Origin of the sequence: Maribacter sp. X9 (assembly GCF_048537565.1) — a bacterium.
In the GTDB taxonomy this organism is placed as follows: domain Bacteria; phylum Bacteroidota; class Bacteroidia; order Flavobacteriales; family Flavobacteriaceae; genus Maribacter.
The window spans coordinates 1,572,260-1,592,650 of record NZ_CP183215.1 but is presented as its reverse complement, the minus strand read 5'-3'; the positions used below and the strand labels follow the sequence as shown (position 1 = coordinate 1,592,650).

16 protein-coding genes and 2 tRNA genes are annotated in these 20,391 nt (G+C 37.9%); 8 read left to right on the top strand and 10 right to left on the bottom strand.

Annotated elements, in window-relative coordinates; genetic code table 11:
• Nucleotide 1: 1 nt before the first annotated feature.
• Nucleotides 2–1,762 (bottom strand): signal peptide peptidase SppA, encoded by a 1,761-nt coding sequence (gene sppA / locus ACNR9Q_RS06650; RefSeq protein WP_419213827.1) that lies wholly within the window; start codon nucleotides 1,760–1,762, stop codon nucleotides 2–4.
• Nucleotides 1,763–1,834: 72 nt separating this feature from the next.
• Between sppA and folK the strand changes: the two genes are divergently transcribed.
• The gene (gene folK, locus ACNR9Q_RS06645) at nucleotides 1,835–2,974 is read left to right on the top strand and encodes a 2-amino-4-hydroxy-6-hydroxymethyldihydropteridine diphosphokinase (protein WP_419213826.1); all 1,140 of its coding nucleotides are present in this window, start codon (nucleotides 1,835–1,837) and stop codon (nucleotides 2,972–2,974) included.
• Between the two features lie 120 nt (nucleotides 2,975–3,094).
• On the opposite strand, the gene ACNR9Q_RS06640 is transcribed toward folK, so the two are convergent.
• Nucleotides 3,095–3,625 (bottom strand): RNA methyltransferase, encoded by a 531-nt coding sequence (locus ACNR9Q_RS06640; protein ID WP_419213825.1) that lies wholly within the window; start codon nucleotides 3,623–3,625, stop codon nucleotides 3,095–3,097.
• A gap of 168 nt (nucleotides 3,626–3,793) precedes the next feature.
• Between ACNR9Q_RS06640 and mutS the strand changes: the two genes are divergently transcribed.
• From mutS to ACNR9Q_RS06620, 4 genes are all read left to right on the top strand, one after another.
• On the top strand, nucleotides 3,794–6,376 hold the full coding sequence (gene mutS, locus ACNR9Q_RS06635) for a DNA mismatch repair protein MutS (protein ID WP_419213824.1): 2,583 nt from the start codon (nucleotides 3,794–3,796) through the stop codon (nucleotides 6,374–6,376).
• Nucleotides 6,377–6,472: 96 nt separating this feature from the next.
• Nucleotides 6,473–6,545: transfer RNA gene (locus ACNR9Q_RS06630), tRNA-Gly, on the top strand.
• Between the two features lie 47 nt (nucleotides 6,546–6,592).
• Nucleotides 6,593–6,676, top strand: a tRNA-Leu gene (locus tag ACNR9Q_RS06625).
• A gap of 392 nt (nucleotides 6,677–7,068) precedes the next feature.
• Nucleotides 7,069–8,070, top strand: coding sequence for a DNA topoisomerase IB (locus ACNR9Q_RS06620; RefSeq protein ID WP_419213823.1), 1,002 nt, complete (start codon nucleotides 7,069–7,071; stop codon nucleotides 8,068–8,070).
• 116 nt (nucleotides 8,071–8,186) lie between these two features.
• Here ACNR9Q_RS06620 and ACNR9Q_RS06615 read toward each other — a convergent pair whose 3' ends face one another.
• The 4 genes from ACNR9Q_RS06615 to ACNR9Q_RS06600 all read right to left on the bottom strand — a co-directional run bounded on the left by ACNR9Q_RS06615 (nucleotide 8,187) and on the right by ACNR9Q_RS06600 (nucleotide 12,563).
• Nucleotides 8,187–8,708 (bottom strand): DUF421 domain-containing protein, encoded by a 522-nt coding sequence (locus ACNR9Q_RS06615; RefSeq protein WP_419213822.1) that lies wholly within the window; start codon nucleotides 8,706–8,708, stop codon nucleotides 8,187–8,189.
• A 175-nt stretch (nucleotides 8,709–8,883) separates the two neighbouring features.
• Complete coding sequence (locus ACNR9Q_RS06610) at nucleotides 8,884–11,097, bottom strand: xanthine dehydrogenase family protein molybdopterin-binding subunit (RefSeq protein ID WP_419213821.1); 2,214 nt, start codon at nucleotides 11,095–11,097, stop codon at nucleotides 8,884–8,886.
• 1 nt (nucleotide 11,098) lies between these two features.
• Nucleotides 11,099–12,079 carry an FAD binding domain-containing protein gene (locus ACNR9Q_RS06605; RefSeq protein ID WP_419213820.1) on the bottom strand — a complete coding sequence of 327 codons (981 nt, stop codon included), beginning with the start codon at nucleotides 12,077–12,079 and terminating at the stop codon, nucleotides 11,099–11,101.
• Nucleotides 12,072–12,563, bottom strand: coding sequence for a (2Fe-2S)-binding protein (locus ACNR9Q_RS06600; RefSeq protein WP_419213819.1), 492 nt, complete (start codon nucleotides 12,561–12,563; stop codon nucleotides 12,072–12,074). Before ACNR9Q_RS06600 ends, ACNR9Q_RS06605 begins: the two co-directional genes overlap by 8 nt.
• A 209-nt stretch (nucleotides 12,564–12,772) precedes the next feature.
• On the opposite strand from ACNR9Q_RS06600, the gene ACNR9Q_RS06595 reads away from it, so the two are divergent.
• Entirely contained in the window at nucleotides 12,773–13,504 is a 732-nt protein-coding gene (locus ACNR9Q_RS06595) for a DUF3891 family protein (RefSeq protein WP_419213818.1), read from the top strand.
• A 108-nt stretch (nucleotides 13,505–13,612) separates the two neighbouring features.
• Here the strand turns inward: ACNR9Q_RS06595 and ACNR9Q_RS06590 are convergent, their stop codons facing one another.
• The 4 genes from ACNR9Q_RS06590 to ACNR9Q_RS06575 all read right to left on the bottom strand — a co-directional run bounded on the left by ACNR9Q_RS06590 (nucleotide 13,613) and on the right by ACNR9Q_RS06575 (nucleotide 17,894).
• Nucleotides 13,613–14,689, bottom strand: coding sequence for a helix-turn-helix domain-containing protein (locus ACNR9Q_RS06590; protein WP_419213817.1), 1,077 nt, complete (start codon nucleotides 14,687–14,689; stop codon nucleotides 13,613–13,615).
• A gap of 979 nt (nucleotides 14,690–15,668) precedes the next feature.
• Nucleotides 15,669–16,202: a hypothetical protein gene (locus ACNR9Q_RS06585; RefSeq protein ID WP_419213816.1), complete on the bottom strand. Its 534-nt coding sequence runs from the start codon at nucleotides 16,200–16,202 to the stop codon at nucleotides 15,669–15,671.
• 216 nt (nucleotides 16,203–16,418) lie between these two features.
• On the bottom strand, nucleotides 16,419–16,904 hold the full coding sequence (locus ACNR9Q_RS06580) for a ferritin-like domain-containing protein (protein ID WP_419213815.1): 486 nt from the start codon (nucleotides 16,902–16,904) through the stop codon (nucleotides 16,419–16,421).
• A gap of 192 nt (nucleotides 16,905–17,096) precedes the next feature.
• Nucleotides 17,097–17,894 carry an alpha/beta fold hydrolase gene (locus ACNR9Q_RS06575; protein ID WP_419213814.1) on the bottom strand — a complete coding sequence of 266 codons (798 nt, stop codon included), beginning with the start codon at nucleotides 17,892–17,894 and terminating at the stop codon, nucleotides 17,097–17,099.
• Between the two features lie 842 nt (nucleotides 17,895–18,736).
• Here ACNR9Q_RS06575 and ACNR9Q_RS06570 point away from each other — a divergent pair.
• Entirely contained in the window at nucleotides 18,737–19,201 is a 465-nt protein-coding gene (locus tag ACNR9Q_RS06570; protein WP_419213813.1) for a DUF2383 domain-containing protein, read from the top strand.
• A gap of 90 nt (nucleotides 19,202–19,291) precedes the next feature.
• On the top strand, nucleotides 19,292–20,110 hold the full coding sequence (locus tag ACNR9Q_RS06565) for an SDR family NAD(P)-dependent oxidoreductase (RefSeq protein ID WP_419213812.1): 819 nt from the start codon (nucleotides 19,292–19,294) through the stop codon (nucleotides 20,108–20,110).
• Nucleotides 20,111–20,391 lie beyond the last annotated feature (281 nt).

Below are 20,391 nucleotides of genomic sequence, written 5' to 3'. Positions count from 1 at the left end.
GTTATTTGATATCAAGAGCAAAGGGCATTCTCGCCTGTATGCCCTTTCGTTCTTGAAAGGCTTTAACTTCCTCTAAAATTCGAAAAGCTTCATCACCAATCTCTGCTTTGACCAAATTGTTTTTGATTTTGACCGAAGCTCCTTCCAAATCCTCCATAAAGCGTTCGAAACCACTTTTATATTTAGGGAATTTCTTTACTCCATACGTGTCCAAATCAGCCATTTCAGCGGCACTTGCGATCGCATCGTCTAAATTACCCAACTCATCTACCAAACCGATGTTCAGTGCTTCGGAACCGCTCCATACCCTGCCTTGAGCAACACTGTCCACTTGTGCCATGGTCATATTACGGCCTTCGGAAACACGTTTTAAAAAGGTTTGATAGGTATCTTCTATACTTTCTTGAACCTGATCTTTAAAGCTATCCTGTATCGGCTCAAACAACGAATACTCAATAGAATTTTTATTCGTCCCAACCTGTTCTGCATTTACACCTATGTTATCGGCAAGTTCACTCATATTGGGAACAGCGCCAAAAACACCGATAGAACCCGTTATTGTGGTTGGCTCTGCAAAGATTTTATTGGCTCCGGCCGCAATATAATATCCACCCGAAGCGGCCACATTACCCATAGAAACTACAACAGGCTTTATTTTTTTAGTGAGTTCCACTTCCCTCCAGATAATATCGGAAGTCAGCGCACTACCGCCAGGTGAGTTTACCCTAAGCACGATCGCCTTTACCTTGTCATCTTCACGCGCATTGATCAAGGCTTCGTTTATGATTCCTTGGCCAATAACATCAGGACCGCCTTCCCCATAGAAAATTTCACCTTGGGCGAATACCACGGCAATTTTACCATCACCCGATTTTAACGTTTTCTTATTCGAATATGTCACATAGTCTTCTAAAGTAATGTAATCAATATCAGTGTTTTCGTCAAGTTTTAATCGGCTCGCCAATTTAGATTCATATTGATCATAGAAAACAACATCGTCTATAAGTCTAGTGTGTTTGGCGTATTCTGGCGTTCTTCCCCCCAGGGTATCCGCAATGATATTTAAATTTTCGTCCGATATCCCACGGTTCCCTGCAATTTCGTCAACCATCGCCGACCATAAAGACCCCAATAATTCGGACAATTGGGTTCTATTGGCTTCACTCATGGAATCTTGCAGATAGGGCTCAACCGCGCTTTTATATTTACCGTGACGTATGACTTCCATTTTTACTCCGGACTTTTCCTGTAATTCCTTCAAGTAAAGTACTTCTGTAGACAAACCCTTAAAATCTAACGCACCTACCGGGTTCAGGAACACAGAATCTGCCACACTTGCCAAATAATAATCACGTTGCATATAAAAATCTGCATACGTATAAATAAACTTTCCGTCAGATTTAAAATCTTGCAAGGCTTGTCTTATCGCTTGAGTCTGTGCGAGCCCTGCCATAATGAAATTATTATTGATACTGATGCCTTTAATACGATCATCGGTTTTAGCTACCTCAATTGCCTGAATTATCTCATCTAATCCTTGGGACTGCTCAAAAATTCCGGAAAACGGATCAAGCTCATTGGTGCCCACATAATCTGAAATAGGCCGCTTCAACTGAAGTTCAAGTATAGAATTATCCTTTACACTAACTGTATCTTCACTACCTCCAACCAGACTGATAAAAATAAAAAACATGACAAAAACGATTCCAAAAGCAAATAAGGAACCTAAAATGGATGCTAACAAATTTCTTAAAAAATTCATGCAATTCTTTCTTTTAAATAGTCGACAAAGATAACCAAAGTGAATATGTTTTGTTTATTTTGTTCCAATATTATGGGAGTGTACAAATCAGCGTTTTTATCCATTGGGAGTAATCTAGGGAACCGGCGATTCCTTTTACAAAAAGCTATTTTCGAAATCGGTAAAAAAGCCGGTGAGATTAAACAAATATCTGCCCTTTACGAAACCCCCGCTTGGGGTTTTGAAGCCGAAGATTTTTTAAATGCCTGTATAGAGATCCAAACCTTATTGACTCCCGAAGAATTATTAACTACAATTTTAGCGATAGAGGCTGATTACGGCAGAAAGAGAGGCGAACTCCAAGGTTACCAAAGCAGGACATTGGACATTGATATCATTTACTACGAAAAAGAAATCATTGCAACAGAACGGTTAACGGTACCCCACCCCAGGATGCAGGACCGTAAATTCATCTTAAAACCCTTAGCGGATATTTTGCCACAGTTCTACCATCCTATCCTGAACAAGGACACGAGAAACCTTTTACAAGAATGTAAAGATAAAAGTGTCATAGAAAAAATGAACATACAACTGTTCAAAAATCGACATTCACTGTTCGCAAGCTTAGAGTATTTGGCCATTGAAGGAAACATTGGCGCCGGAAAAACTACGTTAGCAACCAAAATAGCTGAAGACTTCAATGCTAAACTGATCCTTGAAAGATTCGCAGAAAACCCTTTTCTCCCCAGTTTTTATGAAGACAAGGCCCGATATGCCTTTCCTTTGGAAATGTCCTTTTTAGCAGATCGCTATCAACAGTTTACCGAAGACACCAGTCAACTGGATCTTTTTAAAAGTTTTATGGTGAGCGATTACGATATTTACAAATCGCTCATTTTTGCCAAGGTGACTTTACAACAGAACGAATTTGATCTGTACCGTAAATTGTTCAATTTTATGTACAAGGAGGTCAAGAAACCAAAAATATACGTCTATCTATATCAAACTACAGAGCGTTTACTACAACAAATAAAACAGCGTGGAAGGGACTACGAACAAACTATCGAACTCTCTTATTTAGAGAAAATAAATCGTGGATATTTTGATTTTCTACGAACTTACCCTAAAGAAAACCAATTAGTTATAAATGTAAGCGATATAGATTTCGTAAGGGTCGATAACGATTATGAAACGGTGCTGACCCGCATTGAAGACTTTGCCCTTTCATTTTAGATAAATAGATATTCACTCTATTTCTTGCATAAATGAAAAGGATTTGCTTTATTGTGCCTGCATAAACGCAACTAACTAACTCAAACTATACTCAAAACCTGATTTAACGATCAGGTTTTTTTATGCGTTTAATTTACTCCAACAATCCCACACCACAATCCCCACGCTAACGGCAATATTCAAGGAATGCTTTGTTCCAAATTGGGGAATTTCCAATACCTCATCGCTATTAGAAACCACATTCTGAACAACTCCCTTTACTTCATTCCCAAAAATAAGCACCTGCTTTTTGCTCTTGTCAAGGGTATATGAATTCAGCAGTGTGGCATTTTCCGCCTGTTCAACAGAAATGATGTGACCACCTTCAGCCTTTAATCTTTCTACCAAATCAATCGTATTCTCTACATATTCCCAATCCACACTGTCCGTAGCGCCCAAAGCCGTTTTATGGATATCCTTATGCGGGGGCTGCGCCGTAATACCGCACAAATAAATTTTTTCGACCAAAAAGGCATCGGCCGTCCTAAATACCGAACCAATATTGTTCAAGCTTCGAATATTGTCCAACACAATAATAATAGGAGTTTTACCAGCTTGCTTAAACGCTTCTACATCTATTCTATCAAGCTCCTCATTTCTTAATTTCCTCATACGTCCTTTTTCTTAAAATCTTTAGTGGGTCCCAATGATAAACTTATCCTCAAATATCAACAATGATTTAAAATCCATAGATTAAATCATATTTTCGTGAAGGTGCAAAATTAATGAGTTAAAGACAAAGTGGCGGATAAAAGCAAAACAAAAAAGGTAACCCCTTTAATGAAACAGTACAATGCCATCAAGACAAAATATCCTGATGCCTTGTTGCTTTTTCGTGTGGGCGATTTTTATGAAACATTTGGTGAAGATGCCGTAAAAGCATCCCGTATTTTAGGGATCATCTTAACCAATAGAAACAATGGCGGCGAACGAACTGAACTTGCTGGTTTTCCCCACCACTCGTTGAACACCTATTTGCCAAAGCTGGTAAAAGCAGGGCAGCGTGTAGCCATTTGCGACCAACTTGAAGACCCCAAACAAACCAAGACCATCGTTAAAAGAGGCGTTACCGAATTAGTCACTCCTGGGGTGGCCATGAACGATGATATTTTAAGCGCCAAATCGAACAATTTTCTCTGCGCGGTTCACTTTGGAAGGAAAAAAATAGGTATTGCCTTCGTCGATATTTCCACTGGTGAGTTTTTAACTTCAGAAGGCAACGAAGAACAAATCGATAAGTTGCTCCAAAATTTTGCGCCTAATGAAATTCTACTCTCAAAAACCCATAAAAAAGAGTTTCTTGAGGTATTCGGCAAAAACCATCATCTTTTCTATTTAGAGGACTGGGTATTTCAAGAAGATTATGCCCTTGAAAACCTTACGGCACATTTTAAAACCAAAACCCTAAAAGGTTTCGGCGTTGATCACTTAACCCATGGCATTATAGCCGCAGGAGTAGTCTTGCACTATTTAGGGGAGACCCAACACCGTCAATTACAGCATATCTCAAAATTGCAACGTATTGCCGAAGATGATTTTATTTGGATGGACCGGTTCACCATTAAAAATTTAGAGCTTTACCATTCTACCAACATCAATGCGGTAACCCTTTTAGATGTTATTGATAAGACGATCTCCCCAATGGGTGGGCGAATGATAAAAAGATGGCTGGCACTACCCTTGAAAAATCTTGAGAAGATAAAAAGAAGACAACAAATCGTTTCGTTTTTGTTCGATCAAGAAGAAATCCTTGAAAAATTTCAGCACCATATTAAACAAATGGGCGATTTGGAGCGTCTAATCTCAAAGGTTGCCACAGGAAAAGTGAATCCGAAAGAGGTCGTACAGCTTAAAAACTCGCTTGAAGCCTTAATCCCAATAAAACAGTTGGCCACTGCTTCCAAGAACGAATCTTTGGCATTAACCGGAGACCAACTTCATTCTTGCGACCTATTACGGGCCAAGATCAAAGAAATGCTTAGTGAGGATGCCCCGGTGAATATTCTAAAGGGAAGCACCATTGCCAAAGGATTTTCTGAAGAGTTGGATGAACTTAGAGGCCTGGCCAAATCAGGTAAGAACTACCTGAACGCTATGCTAGAACGGGAAACCACAGCAACCGGTATTAGCTCTTTAAAAATAGCCTCCAATAATGTCTTTGGCTATTATATCGAAGTGCGAAACACCCATAAAGATAAAGTTCCAGATACCTGGATCCGCAAACAGACCCTAGTCAATGCAGAACGTTATATTACAGAAGAATTAAAGGAATACGAAGCAAAGATCTTAGGTGCCGAAGATCGTATTTTAAGTTTAGAACAGCAGTTGTTTTCCCAATTGGTCGTTTGGATGCAGGAATACATCACTCCCGTACAGAACAACGCTCACCTTGTGGCGCAATTGGATTGTCTTTGTGGATTCTCCCAACTGGCGAAAGAAAATGGATATCACTGTCCCGAGCTTAATGATTCCACCGACCTTGAGATTACCGATGGGAGACATCCTGTAATTGAAAAACAACTACCCCTTGGTGAACTTTATGTTACCAATGATTTGCAGTTAGACCGAACCAACCAACAGTTTATAATGATTACCGGGCCAAATATGAGTGGTAAATCGGCGTTATTGAGACAAACTGCATTGATTGTACTTTTGGCTCAAATGGGAAGTTTCGTACCTGCCGAGAATGCTAAAATCGGCGTTGTAGATAAAATATTCACCCGTGTTGGCGCAAGTGACAATATTTCTATGGGAGAATCTACGTTCATGGTAGAAATGAACGAAACCGCCTCAATCCTTAACAATTTATCGGAACGGAGTTTGGTCTTGTTGGATGAAATCGGTAGAGGTACCAGCACCTATGACGGTATCTCGATTGCATGGGCCATTTCAGAATATCTTCATGAACATCCAGCAAGGGCAAAAACCATGTTCGCCACCCATTACCATGAGTTGAACGAAATGACCAATACTTTTAATCGCATCAAAAACTTCAATGTAGCTGTAAAAGAATTAAAGGACAATGTTCTTTTCCTGAGAAAATTAGTACCGGGTGGAAGTGAACATAGCTTTGGTATTCACGTGGCAAAAATGGCGGGTATGCCCCAACAGGTCATTCAAAAAGCCAATAAGATTTTAAAGAAACTCGAAAACTCCCACTCCAATGGAGAGTTGGGCGACCAACTGAAGAGTAACCAGAATGAGATGCAACTGAGCTTTTTCAATTTAGACGACCCTCTTTTAGAAGAAATCAAGGAAGAAATTACCCATTTGGATATCGATACCTTAACTCCCGTAGAGGCATTAATGAAATTGAACGAGATTAAACGATTGCTTACCAAGAACAAGAAAGCGACTTCTTAAAATTTTTTATTTCTTTTGATCATATTTACTTTGCATTTTACAGAATTGTATTAAATTTGCACCCGCATCTTTTAAGAGATGCATGTTCTTAACCATGCGAAAATAGCTCAGTTGGTAGAGCGCCACCTTGCCAAGGTGGAGGTCGCGGGTTCGAATCCCGTTTTTCGCTCAAGAAAACGCTGCTTGTCAGCGTTTTTTTATTCCAATGCCAAGTTTGCTCGAGTGGTGGAATTGGTAGACACGCCGGACTTAAAATCCTGTGACCATCTGGTCGTGCGGGTTCAAGTCCCGCCTCGAGTACTGAAAAAAAAGACTTAATTAGCTGAAATATTGCTTTTTAAGTCTTTTTTGTTTTCATGATTGCACGAGTTTAAACTTCATCTTTTTGCGCTAAACAATAATTTTAATGAGCCGTATTTGATGAACATTCAATTTAACTTTATTTAAAATTAAAAACGTACCTACACCTGTGTTTTTCGTATCGGTATGAATATCGCTTAATGAGCGGGTAAAACTATTGATGCATTCTAAATCATACCGTGAATTTTAGGCACAGGCCCAAAAAAGATATGAAATCAAACCAATACTATACTGGCACGGGCTTTATTAGCTACTAATGGACCAAGCTATGTATTTGTAAAAAGAACTGGTTATTCTAATTGAAGCATGCAACATTTTTAAACCGAATTATTTTGTATTATAGAAAAAAACATGGAAGAGGTTTTACCTATCAAACTGAGAAGGGAAAAACGATTAAAGACGTCAAATTAAGAGCATATTTCGACTCATTGGTCATTCCGCCTGCTTGGACAGCTGTGGAAATAAACGAGGACAAGGCTGCAGATTTATTGGTAACCGGACGGGATGCAAAAAATCGTAAACAATACATCTACCATCCGGAGTATAGGGCCGGTCAAAATGCCAAAAAGTTTGATCGAATTATAGATTTTGCGGATAACCTGGAGCATATGAGAAGGGTTACCGGTCAACATTTACGTAAAAAGAAACTATCCAGAGAAAAAGTATTGGCCACTATGTTACGCCTATTAGAATCCGCTTTTTTCCGTCCTGGCAATGAATCGTACTCAAAAGAAAACAAAACGTATGGGTTGACCACCTTACGAAGTAAACATTTAACGATTGAAGGCGATGAAATCATATTTCACTATAATGGTAAGTCTGGTCAAGAACAGGAAAAACATATTGTAGATAAGAAATTAGCGCGGATCGTTCAACAAATAGACGATATGCCCGGCTATGAAATATTTAAATATCTTGACGAGAACGATCAAATCATCGATGTTAAGAGTGATGATTTGAACGAATACATTCATGAGGTGATGGGCTACGACTTTTCAGCTAAGGACTTTAGAACGTGGGCAGGAACGATGATTGCCGCCATTGCTCTGGACGAGTTGGGAGCGGTAGACAAAATGGAACAAAAACTGTTGGACAAAAATATAAAAGAAGCCGTAAATCGTGTCTCAGAGCGATTGGGCAACACCCCTTCGGTAGCTAGAAGTTCTTATATCGATCCACGTATTTTAGATGATTATATAGAAGGGCGTACACTCAAGTATTTCGAGAAAGAAATAGACTTATTATTGAAAAAGGTCGAGAATCTTTCTAAAGAGGAAATAGGTGTTCTATGTATGTTGAGAAACAATCTCAAAAAGTCAAAACGCAGTAATTAACCCCCTTAGGTATGCATAAGTTATTATGTGCCAACAGCATAGCCAAATTAAAAATCCAAGGAGGAATTACATCTACCCATTATACAATTTAGGATACAGCATCAACTTAGGTAAAACTACTTTCGAGCCACATCTTCTAGAATAAAATTTTCTATGGATCTATTATGCTTTTTATGTAAAACAGAAATATCTCCCGTTGTTTCGAAAATCACAGCTTTTACTTCTGAAAGTTCCGTCACGTTCGCTTCCCGTAACTTTGCCCTCAAATCAGACTTCGCCACTCTCCCTTTTCTCAAGTTATCCTCTAAAATTATGGGTCCGTCCATTAAAAGAAGTGGTTTATTATCCATAACTTTCTTCACATGATCATTTCTACGAATATAAGCGGCCCCTATCTGTAGCAAATAAACCGTAATAGTCCCTACAATACCATACATTAAATTAACCGATTTCGAGAGAATAGTCGTAGCTATAATCGAGCCGACCGCCACAGTCATTGCAAAGTCAAAGCTTGACATTTTAGAAAAACTCCGCTTACCACATATACGGGTCATTACTATCACCGTTACATATATCCCTATTGCAGAAATAATTATGGCCCCTAAGCCATCATAGGTAAATTCAAACCATTCTTTCATACCACTGTTTTTTTAATTAACCATACCTTTTTGACCTAAAATTTTTCGCCTTACCTCTGCATTAACCAAATTCTTTTGCCGACACTATCTTGATTGCAGCATGGATTAATCCATCTTTCATTTACTAATTGATAAAAAAATGGCTATTCATTCCATCTGGATCAATTGGTTTGATTTATAGCAACTTATCTAAAGTTATGGGTAAGTCTCTCACACGTTTTCCCGTTGCTTGGTAAATAGCATTGGCAATTGCTGAAGCTACCCCAACGAGTCCTATTTCTCCCAATCCTTTTGCGCCTAATGGGTTTACAATATCATCTTCCTCCTCGACAAAAATAATATCGATATTCTGCACATCTGCTTGTACGGCCACATGATATTCCGCTAAATTAGCGTTCATGATTCGACCGTTTCTACTATCTACCATACCCTCTTCCTCAAGAGCCATTCCAATACCCCAGGTAATCGCCCCTAACAATTGACTTTCTGCGGTCTTCGGATTTATTATCTTACCCCCTGCAACGGCTGTTACGACCCGGGGCACCGATATCATGCCTAGATCCTCATCCACATTTACTTCGACCATTACACAAGAATGTGCAAAACAGGAATACTCATCGCGTTCATCTTCAGGCTCCAAAGACAACGTGGCTTCGAGTTGAGGTGTATTAGAACCCTTTAAAAGACTTTCATATGAAAAAGAAGATCCGTTTTTAAGTTTGATAAAACCATTTTCGAAAATAGCTTTACTGATATCGACACCTTTAAAACTTTCTGCATGAAGGGATGTTGCCAAATTCCATAACTTATTCCTTAAGGCCATACATACCGCTTTAACCGCAGAACCCACTGATGAAACCGTATAGGAACCTCCTTCAATGGGAGCTTTTACCAAAGTAGTATCTCCTAATTCAAAAGAAGTTTCATTCATAGCAACACCCATTGTTTCTGACGCAATTTGTGTCATTACGGTGTAGGTACCCGTTCCTATATCGGCAGTACTTGAACTAACCGTCAAATGACCTTTCGAGTTTAGAACCGCCTTTGCAGCAGATTTTTTTTGCATCGCTTCCCAAACACCCGTGGCCATTCCATAACCTACCAGCTGATGCCCCTTTTTATTTGAACGAGGGTTTATGACCCCTTTCTTCCAACCAAACGTATCGGCTGCACTTTGGTAACATGCCTTGAGTTCCTTGCTAGAAAAAGGTTTTTCTTCGTTTTGGTCCTTATCAGCATAGTTCAACAAGCGAAATTCTAAAGGATCGATGTTCGCTTTCATCGCTAATTCATCTATGGCACATTCCAATGCAAACATTCCAGTAGTTCCTCCAGGTCCTCTCATATCACAGGCCGTATACATATCGACGGGAACCAGTTGGTAATCTAAGCTTACATTTTCACAGTAATACATTAAACCCGACCAGCTGACCACATCTTCACTGAATTTTTCAAAGACGGAGGTTTCGCCATAGGCGCGATGAAAAATAGATCGAAGCTTACCATTGCTGTTACAGGACATTTTTAGATGCTGAATACAGGACGGTCTATGACCAAACGAAAACATTTGACTACGGGTCAGCTCAACCTTAACCGGCGACCCTAAAACCTTACTGGCCATAGCGGCCAAAAACAACTGATATTGTGGTCTAAGCCCTGATCCAAAACCTCCTCCTAAAAACGGCGAAAGAACACGTACCTGTTCAGGTTTCAAGCTAAAGATTCCGCAAATGTATTCTTGACTGGAATTGACCCCTTGGATCTTGTCATAAATAGTGAAACTTTCTTCTGCATCGTTCCAACTAGCGACGGTAACATGAGGTTCCATCGGATTATGAAAATGTCGGGGCTGGCTATATTGAACATCTATTTTAATCTCAGCCGCATTGAAGGCCGATCCCGCATCGCCACGATCATGAGGTGGATCCTGAACATCGTCATGGGTGGCGCTCTTGATGTTATCTTGTATATTGATTATAGCCTCTTCAGCAGAATAAGAAACCTTAATCAAGTTCGCCGCATACCTAGCGGTTTCAAAATCTACGGCGACGACTAACGCAATGGGTTGACCATTGTAAAGAATTGCATCATTATATAGTGGTCTGAAGGGATTTCCCGGAGGAGACAAAGGATCGGTATAATCTGAATTTATTTTAAGGTTTTTAGGAATATTAAAATGTGTGAACACCTCTAAAACACCCGGCACCTCAAGCGCTTTTTTATAATCCATTTCCCGAATGGTTCCTTTGGCGATGGAACTACAGACCACATACCCATGAAGTAAATTTTCAGGCCTTACCTCACCGGCATACATTGCCCTACCGGTAACCTTTTCTCTACCGTCAACCCTATCTGTAGATTTTCCTATGTATTGTGTATTAAGTTCCATATTATCTATCTCTTGCTTCTATTAAAGCCCTAACTATCGTCTTTTTCGCCAATTCAATCTTAAAATCATTGTGACCGAAACCCTGTGCTCCTTCCATTAATCCTTCCGCCATTTCTGTAAAGATTTCTTTTGTGGCCGATTTGCCCTTGAATTTTTCCTCAACTTTCGGTAAACGCCAAGGCTTATGCGCTACACCGCCGACGGCAACTCGTAGCTCTTTAATACTACCACCTTCCAACTCTATACCACAGGCTACAGAAATTAAGGCGAAGGCATAGGAAGGCCTATCGCGAACTTTTAGATAGGCGAAATTTTGCGAAAACCCTTTTTTAGGCAGCTCAATGCCCGTAATGATTTCGTCCGCTTTTAAATTCGTATCCTTTTCAGGAGTGTCTCCCGGCAGCCGATGGAAATCTAAAATGGAGATTTGCCTTTTACCTTCTTTACCTTCTACAGTAATCTTTGCGTTAAGCGCCGCTAGGGCAACACACATATCAGACGGGTGTGTAGCAATACATTGTGCGCTCGTGCCTAAGATAGCATGTATTCGGTTGAATCCCTCGAGAGCTGAACACCCACTACCTGGTTCTCTTTTATTACACGGAGTTGTCGTATCGTAAAAATAGTAACAACGGGTACGCTGCATTAAGTTTCCTCCGTTAGTCGCCATATTACGCAACTGTGTGGATGCTCCAGAAAGAATAGCTTTAGACAACAGAGGATACCTTTGCTCAACCTCTTTGTGATAAGCAGTCTCCGCATTCGTGCTCAGTGCTCCAAGAATCAGTTGTCCATTTTGTCCATTTTTTATCCCCGATAAATCGAGTTTATTGATATCGATCAATACCGTTGGGTTTTCTACCCTATATTTCATAAGATCAATAAGGTTCGTTCCTCCAGCTATTAATCTCGACCGTTCATTTTCAGAAGAATTGACAACTTCATGTATCGTATCTGCCTGTATTAAATCGAAATTATTCATCGCCTTTATTTTTCAAGATTAATTTTTCGGCCACTTTATAAATATTGGAATAAGCACCGCAGCGACAGATATTTCCACTCATTAAATCACGGATTTCCTCTGGAGAATTTCCTTTTTCCATGTTCATCAGCCCCACCATCGACAAGATTTGACCTGAGGTACAATAACCACACTGAAATGCATCTTTCTCTATGAAATCACGTTGAACAGGATGTAAATCTCCATTCTTTTCAAGACCTTCAATGGTGGTGATCTCTTTACCTTGCTGCATGTTAGCTAAGGCAAGGCACGAATTAATGGCTTTTCCTTCTATCAAAACCGTACAAGCTCCACATTGACCATGATCACAGCCTTTCTTTGTTCCCGTTAAGTTCAACTGATCCCGCAGAACATCCAACAGTGTGGACCATGGTCGTATTTCAAGGTTATACTGTTTTCCGTTTATGGATAATTCAATTTTTCCTTTATGAACTTCTTCGGTCATAGTGTCTTTGTATTTAAAAACTTGAAATTATGGTTCTTATAAGAGCCTAAGTAGCCCTAAAAAATCAATTGTTGACTACATGACGGTATCAATTTATCTATATAAAGCTTTTAAACCCATAGTGGTAGTAGTTGAGTCAAAATCAAATCCTATTCTGTTACTATCTTAATGGTAATATGATGACCTTTTCTATAATTAAATATTGAATTTTGATAGTTAGACATCACATAAAGGGCTGGAAAATAATTTCCCATTACACGCATGCGTTGTTAAGCGGAAAAATTGCTGCCCATTTAGAAAATAATTTAATACCATCGCATTGGCCTGAAACGCTAACCGCTATAATTAACCACGATGACCGAATAGAGGATTTTGACAGTGCCAACTATCTTACCGAAGCTGGAACGCCAAGAGATTTTACGATGGACGGCGGTTCTACCAAAGATGCAGTCGAACATGCGGCCAATCTTTATCGTTCTACCCTACAGAAATCGCAATGGATTTCAATTTTAGTATCAAGGCATTTGGAGTTCCTATATCAAGATTTAGAAGATAACGAAATGAAAAAGTTAGTAAAGCACATGCATGCCAAACGTAAAGAACAACGGAAACTGTACGGTATAAATCTTGACATTGAAAATCGGCTTTATAATATTCTACTATTTTGCGATCGATTGTCGTTAATCATCTGCGGCGATGAAATACCTGAGACCGGCAGAAAGCTAGAAATAAACAAAACGATCAACAATACTACCTACTTCATTGCTAAGAATGAAGATAGTTCTTTCTCAATAACACCATGGATTTTCTCCTCTGACCATTTCGAAGTTGATTTTGAATATAAAATTATTGAACAGACAACCTTTAGTTCTAACAAAGAACTTGAAAAAGAAATTAAGGAAGCTAAAGTGCTGCTAAAACGAGTAGCGTTTAGAAAATAGGTACACCGGCCATCTTATTAAATCTTTAATAGATAGTATTACATGAGGCCAAGGGCAGAGTGGTAATCTCTTTGCAAATACTACGAATCAAATAAAATGGATACACTTTTATCTATACGAACTGGTGTTCTCAGTAGTACCCTCGGTTAGTGAGTCTATCGTTATTTTTTGCTCCAATAGATTTTTACGGAATTCAGAAGGCTGAATACCATACTCTTTTTTAAAAACTTTGGACAGATAACTTTTACTCTTGTACCCTACTATGGAAGCAATTGTCGATAAAGAATTTTCACTGTTCGCAAGTAAAACCCTTATAAGTTCTAAACGTTTTTCGCTAACATAATCATTGACCGATTTACCAAAAACCTCTTGGAAACCTTGTTGTAGTTTTTTAGAGCTTAGCCCAACGTGAGATGCAATTTGTGAAATAGGTGGCAAATCCTCTAAATTGTCGTCTATTTCTCTTAAGGCTTTTTTAAGTAAATTCAACTCCGAACTTCGCAAAAGCGTTTTATTACCTTCTGATTTAACATCATCTTCAAATTGAACGATTTGCAGAACTAAAACCTTATAGGCCAATCCTTCCAAATGAATTTTTCGAACAAAATCATTGTTCTCGTACAGTTTATATTCCTTTAAAATTTCAGAACATTGAAGACTAAAAAAACCATCATGATAGAAGGTTTCTTTTGCATGAACATCTTTTATCAAATGACTCCATTCTTTAGTAGCACTATCAAGTTCACAGCTTATTTTTGACTGAAACCTATTTCTATCCAGTTCCAAACTAGTAAATAGGGTCTCATTTCCAGCCTTAAAACCTATCATATGACCGTGATGCGAAGAACTTGCCACGATAGCATTCTTATATTGCGGAATGTCATGCCGCGTAGGTTCATTCAAGAATTTATGCCATATCTGCCCTTGTTGACAAACCAAAAATTTTACGGGATGGACTTCATCAACTGAAAATTCAATTTGAGTATCCTCCAAAAAATTACAGTTATATTGAATTAAGCCCAGTCCATCGTCAAAATCGATACCCGTTACATTTCCATGCCCATACCTTGCCGGTATTACAACCGTATATATCTTACAATTTTCTTCGTACGTTGTGTTCATTTCGTTAGCAAGGTCACAAATAACATCTTTAAAAGGAAGTGAGCTAATAGCAAAATTATTCATGCCTATTTTGACTTTAGATTAATGTTTAAAAGAAAAGTAAACTATTTCGTTCGTGGTCGATCCCGATTATATCATTTTACCCGCACTGTAAACAATACGGTTAAGACTATGATTTAAGTTAATGTTTTATTAGTGGACCATACCCTATATTTTGAAATATTATGCATGGCTCTTACCGCTATATAATTTTCAACAGGAAAACCACAAGGGTTATTTAACGTAGATATTCGAGCAAATTAACCCATTTTATTGTTTCCCATTAAAACTCGATACGAATTTGATGTATCATGTACAATGGTTCAGAATACTCTATTATGAACATTTTAATAATCTTACCCTATATTCATTGTATTAGTACGAATAATTTGAGTTCGCACTATTATGTTGAATTGCAATCTATTTTCTGAACTTCCCAAGGCATTTATATCTCCATTGTGGTTTCTAACTATTTTACTGTAAATAGACAATCTAATTGCTCCTGACTCAAAATAAAATTTGATATATAACTTTAGAACATAGGCGGCGGTTTTCAATAAGGTAGCTTCACAGCTTGACACATATATCATTTATAATAGCACCATAATAATAAGTTCGGACATTCCTGAAGTTGAACTATCGCGAATTACCAGTATAGGTGGATATGTTCTAGAAAATTGGGATCGGAAGCATACTGTTATCAACAGTATGCAAACGATTCAATCTAGTGCCAAAGAAACTTCTAAAGGGAATTCAATTTTTGTACGGAGCTTCTGTCGAACAATATATTAGTAACCCTTATAGGACAAGCCTAACATCCTATTGACACCACGGATCTCAGCTGTGCTGAAATCAGTTATATGATAGGGTTTTCAAGCCTCGGTTATTTTTCTAAATTCTTCATCATTAGATTTGGCATTTCACCCAACCTGATAAGAAATTCTTAGCTATAAAAATTTATGAGAGTCGCTTATTATTAAAAAATATGAGGTTTGATGAAAAATTAATCATTTCGCTCCTGAGAGGTGTTTGCCAAAGGATGATCATCTTTTCTCAGACCCACAATTTTAATAATATTGATAATGGTATTGTACAACATTAAGACTACCACCACCAATGCCGAACTTAGTAATGTACTTACCCCCAAAGTAATATAATAGATGATAGTAAACCAATTGGAGGGAATATTATCACTTTCCGTTACCGGAAGATTGAAAAGTAAGAAAAACAGTAAGGATGCTATGAAGATTACGGTATCGAGTTTCGCTATCTGCATGATGTGCAAATAATGGTCATCTTTAAGATTGGATTCGGTACCCGAACTTACACCTAAAAGGGTAAGCATCAATGCCAGAATAGTTGCTGAAGCCAAAACAATGGTGTTGCAGAGCGTGTTCAACCCCGTAAGACTTGATTTGATCAATATTTTAGCTTCATAGCCACTTAGGTTACCCAAGAGGTATGTCCCTAATCCAATAATGGCCAAGGAGATGAACCCGCCTAAAATTGCTCTTTTCGTATATTTTGTAATCGTCATTTTAGTAGTGGTCTATATTTCAGAAGTTAAAGCTGCGTTGGTTCTATAATTCACTGTTCTACTATAAAGAAAAATAGAGGCGATGCAATTTGTATCATCTCTATTTCAATAAGCCTTAGGTGCATTTAGACAAGGCATTCCGTTCAATTTAGGGAATAGGGAACGTTGTGTGGCAAAAAAAGAAGCGCTTTATGAAAAGCGCTTCTTTTGGTTTTTTTAAGCTATAGCCTCTTTGTTAAGCCTACCCTGAGCTAACTTGTCCAACTTGTTGTCTGCATTATATTCTTCATCCAACGTTTCCTGTAATTTAGCCGCAATATTTTTATGCCCCAATTCTTTTGCATAGCGAACAGCTGTTCCGTATCCTGAAATTTCATAATGCTCTACTCTTTGTGCTTCAGCGATAAGGCCTGCGTCCATTACGCTGTCATCCTCCGCCTCTTCAATAAAACTTTCGGCTTCTTTGATAAGACCTTCCATTGCCTTACATTTCTCACCTGTTGGCTTTATACCCAATTCCTTACAAATTTTTTCCAAGCGCTCTTTCTGATTTTTGGTCTCTTCCAAATGATTTTTAAAGGCTTCCTTTAGTTTTTCGTCAGAAGAATTTTTTATCATTTTTGGCAAAGCCTTTATCAATTGTGTTTCGGCACTGTACAAATCTTTTATTTGATGTTCGAATAAGTCGTTCAAATTTTTCATAGCGTTCTATTTTATATTGTTTTACATAAAGTTACCCTTAACTTCCAAGAACTGATTGTCCGTTCGAATTATATAGTAGCTTTAAAAATATTACCTTGGGATGGTTTTATAATTTTCAGTTAAAACCATTTTTCACTCTTACAATCTTCATAACTTCTGACTTCATTTTTGAAATCATTCGTCCCATTTTTTTTAAGAATTGTTGGCCTTTCGAGCTATGGATGCATCGGAATTTATCTTTTCGTTGACGATACGTCTAATTTGCCGGGCTAATTTTCTTGGTGCTTCAAGAGGTATTAAATGGCCCACGTTCCCTATAGTTATAAGAGAAGGTCGTTTTAAATAAGGTAAAACCTCAGTATAAATAGCTTCAGGGGCTATTACAGGGTCATTTTTCGAAAAAATCAAATACGTTGGTACATTCAAATCCTTAATACGGTCGGCAATATTGTTTTGCATGCCTTTCAGAAGCCACCAAGACCATGTGGTTTCATCTATGCGCAACTGAGAGTCAACCGCATATTGAAATCGATTTTTGCGGATATTTTTTATAGCTGCTCCTTTAACGGTCTGTATTGCCTCATTTTTATCGGGATGTTTAAGCATCCGTTTTTTTTCAGTGGCGGACATCTTTTCTACGGTTGGTGGAGAAGGGGCTATCAATATAAGTTTAGTTGGCATTTTATCGCTCATAAGTTTGGAAGCGTACAAAACCAGTTTTGCACCCATTGAATGGCCACAAAGAATATAATTCTCCAATTTTAAATCAGCAATACATTGAATAATGTATTTGGAGTATTCGTATATCGAAGGTTCATTTAGGGGCGTTGTATTTCCAAACCCAGGTAAGGTCAGCAATATACAGGTGTGCTTTTTTTGAAGTCGTTTGGCCAACCACATCCAACTTCCACCATCTCCTCCAAAATAATGGACAAAAACAATGATTTTTTTTCCTTGACCAATAATTTGGTAATTGCATTCTTCAACCATGTTTGTATTCCATTAATTTAGTTTCAGCATCTTTCATTCTTTTTAAACGTGACAAAAAATTCAGTAACAACAACTTTAGAACAACAGGCACGTTAGCCTAAGAAATAATGAAAGCAGTCCGATTTTGCACCTGTGTTAATTGAAAGTTCAAGTAGTCTTTTAGCAATGAACATCCGTTTCTCATGAAGTAAACAGCGATTCTTTAATCGGCTGAGATTGAATAAGCCGGTTTTAATTTTTTCGATATAAATTTTTATTCTTAAAGGTTTTGTAACGCAGTTCCATAATTGACTTCAGAGGTTTTATTTACTTTTACTAGCCGCAAATGAGTGATTTCTTGCTTTCGGCACTCCTAATCCTTCTAAATTACAGTTTTGTTGTATTGTGGCCCAAAAGGGAACTCCTTTGCGTCAAATCTTATTCGTATAGAACTATGTTTTGGTAAATTGAGACTGTAAAAAAGAATTTCTTCCTTTGGTTGATATTCATTCAACAACAATCATGAAGTTTTAGCGAAGGAAAAAATTAAAACTCATCAACATGTAAAGGACTTCAATTATTTTCTCCTCATTGATCAAAACAATAAAATTGGCTTAGCTTATTATGATGTTGTTTACTATGAGATTTATTCATTGGTTCAATAAGAAATTCAGAATCGAAAGTGGTGTCTTGGCTCCCTAAGAAAATTCAACGTTTTGAAATGGTGATTTTATAGTGCTATAAATCTGCTCTTTAGGGATTTTCTGAAATTAAAGGAATCACGATAGTTATTAAATTTAATGAGCAAATCTCAAAGACCTGTACGAAATAACTTTACACCCTAATTATTATGACAATCAGAGATGTATACCCCGATAATAGAACTCGCCGAACGGCTGCATGGTATTCTACAATATAATAGGGATGCAGAGAAAAGTTTTGCATTTGCCTCTAAAAAATGTTATTCCAATGAATTAGCGGTTTACTTTGAAGGCATGTCTCGTCAACGAAAATATTTCGCGGAAGAGTTAAAACTTACCATCGATTCACTTGGTCATAATTTCAAAAGTTTAGAACACTCTACCAATAATAAAAGTATTTCTAAACACCATGAAAATAAAATAGCTGATAAAGATGAGGTAATGTTACAAGAATCCATTCTTCGAGAAAAAGCTGTTGTAAAAGAGTATGAAAGCCTATTGACCGATTTTATTATGCCCAAACCTACGGCCATTACCCTTAGGAATCAGATGCTAAAAATAGAGACCAATCTTGCTTTGATAAAAAGCTTATCAGATTTGAAAAAGAAGATGTTGGAATCTCTCTAAAATTTAAAAACTTAATATTTAAAACTGAGATATCGAGTACCGAGGGTAGCAAAAAATAAATTGATAATATAATTGTAACTACATTTTAAAATGGATTTAAAAATTAAGGGTAAAACAGCATTAATTACAGGTGGAGATTCTGGACTTGGAATAGAGACTGCAAAATTTTTAGTACGAGAAGGGGTCAATGTGGTACTTTCGGATAAGACCAATGGAAAAAAATTAAAAAATGCAGTTACACAAGTTGAGAAGGATTGCGAAAAAGGAGCAAAAGTGATGGGAATGGCCGCTGATATATCTAAAAATCAGGAAGTACTGGACATGGCCGACAGAATTGAAAAGGAATTTGGCGGAGCGCATATTATATTTCATTCGGCAGGTGCTCGTGGCGCTGCCGGTGATTTTTTAGAATTAACAGATGATGATTGGATGAAGACTATTCAGGTAGATTTAATGGGTGCTGTGCGCATTGCACGGGCCTTTGTTCCTCACATGCAGAAGCTGAAATGGGGACGAATGATTTTAGTTGCATCTGAAAACGCGTTTCAGCCTTATGAAGATGAAAGCCCCTATAACGCTTGCAAAGCAGCAGTTATAAACCTTTCAAAATGCTTGTCAAGGTCGTATTCCAAAGAAGATATCCTTTTTAACTGTATTTCCCCCGCTTATATTGAAACGCCTATGACAGATGCGATGATGGAAGACCTTGCAGAGGAAAAAGATTGCTCAATTGAGGAGGCTGTAAAGTGGTTCGTTAAGAATAAGCGCCCGCATATTGCTATGCAGCGAAGAGGGAAACCAGAGGAAGTCGCCGCCGTAGTAGCCTTTTTATGTTCCCAAAATGCAAGTTTTATAAATGGCAGCAATATTCGCATTGACGGAGGAGCGGTGGAGTCTGCATTTGGTTGATAGAAAAATTTAAAAGTAGTTAAGCTAAAAATTCTGTAACTATCTGTTCTTGTAAGTTTATAGTACAATATCGGACACCTTAAAACCCTGTTAATCGTTTAATTTTTAGTGATTTTCATCAAAAAAAAGACGACCTCTTCCCAGAAACACACCTTTAAAAAAAGGTCATTAAGCATCTCATATCATTGCTGATAGCCCACAAAAATTTACAAATTGAGGAAATAGCCTTAACATTTCCACTTTGACCTTGATATTATCTATTTTTAGCCCATTATTTCTCA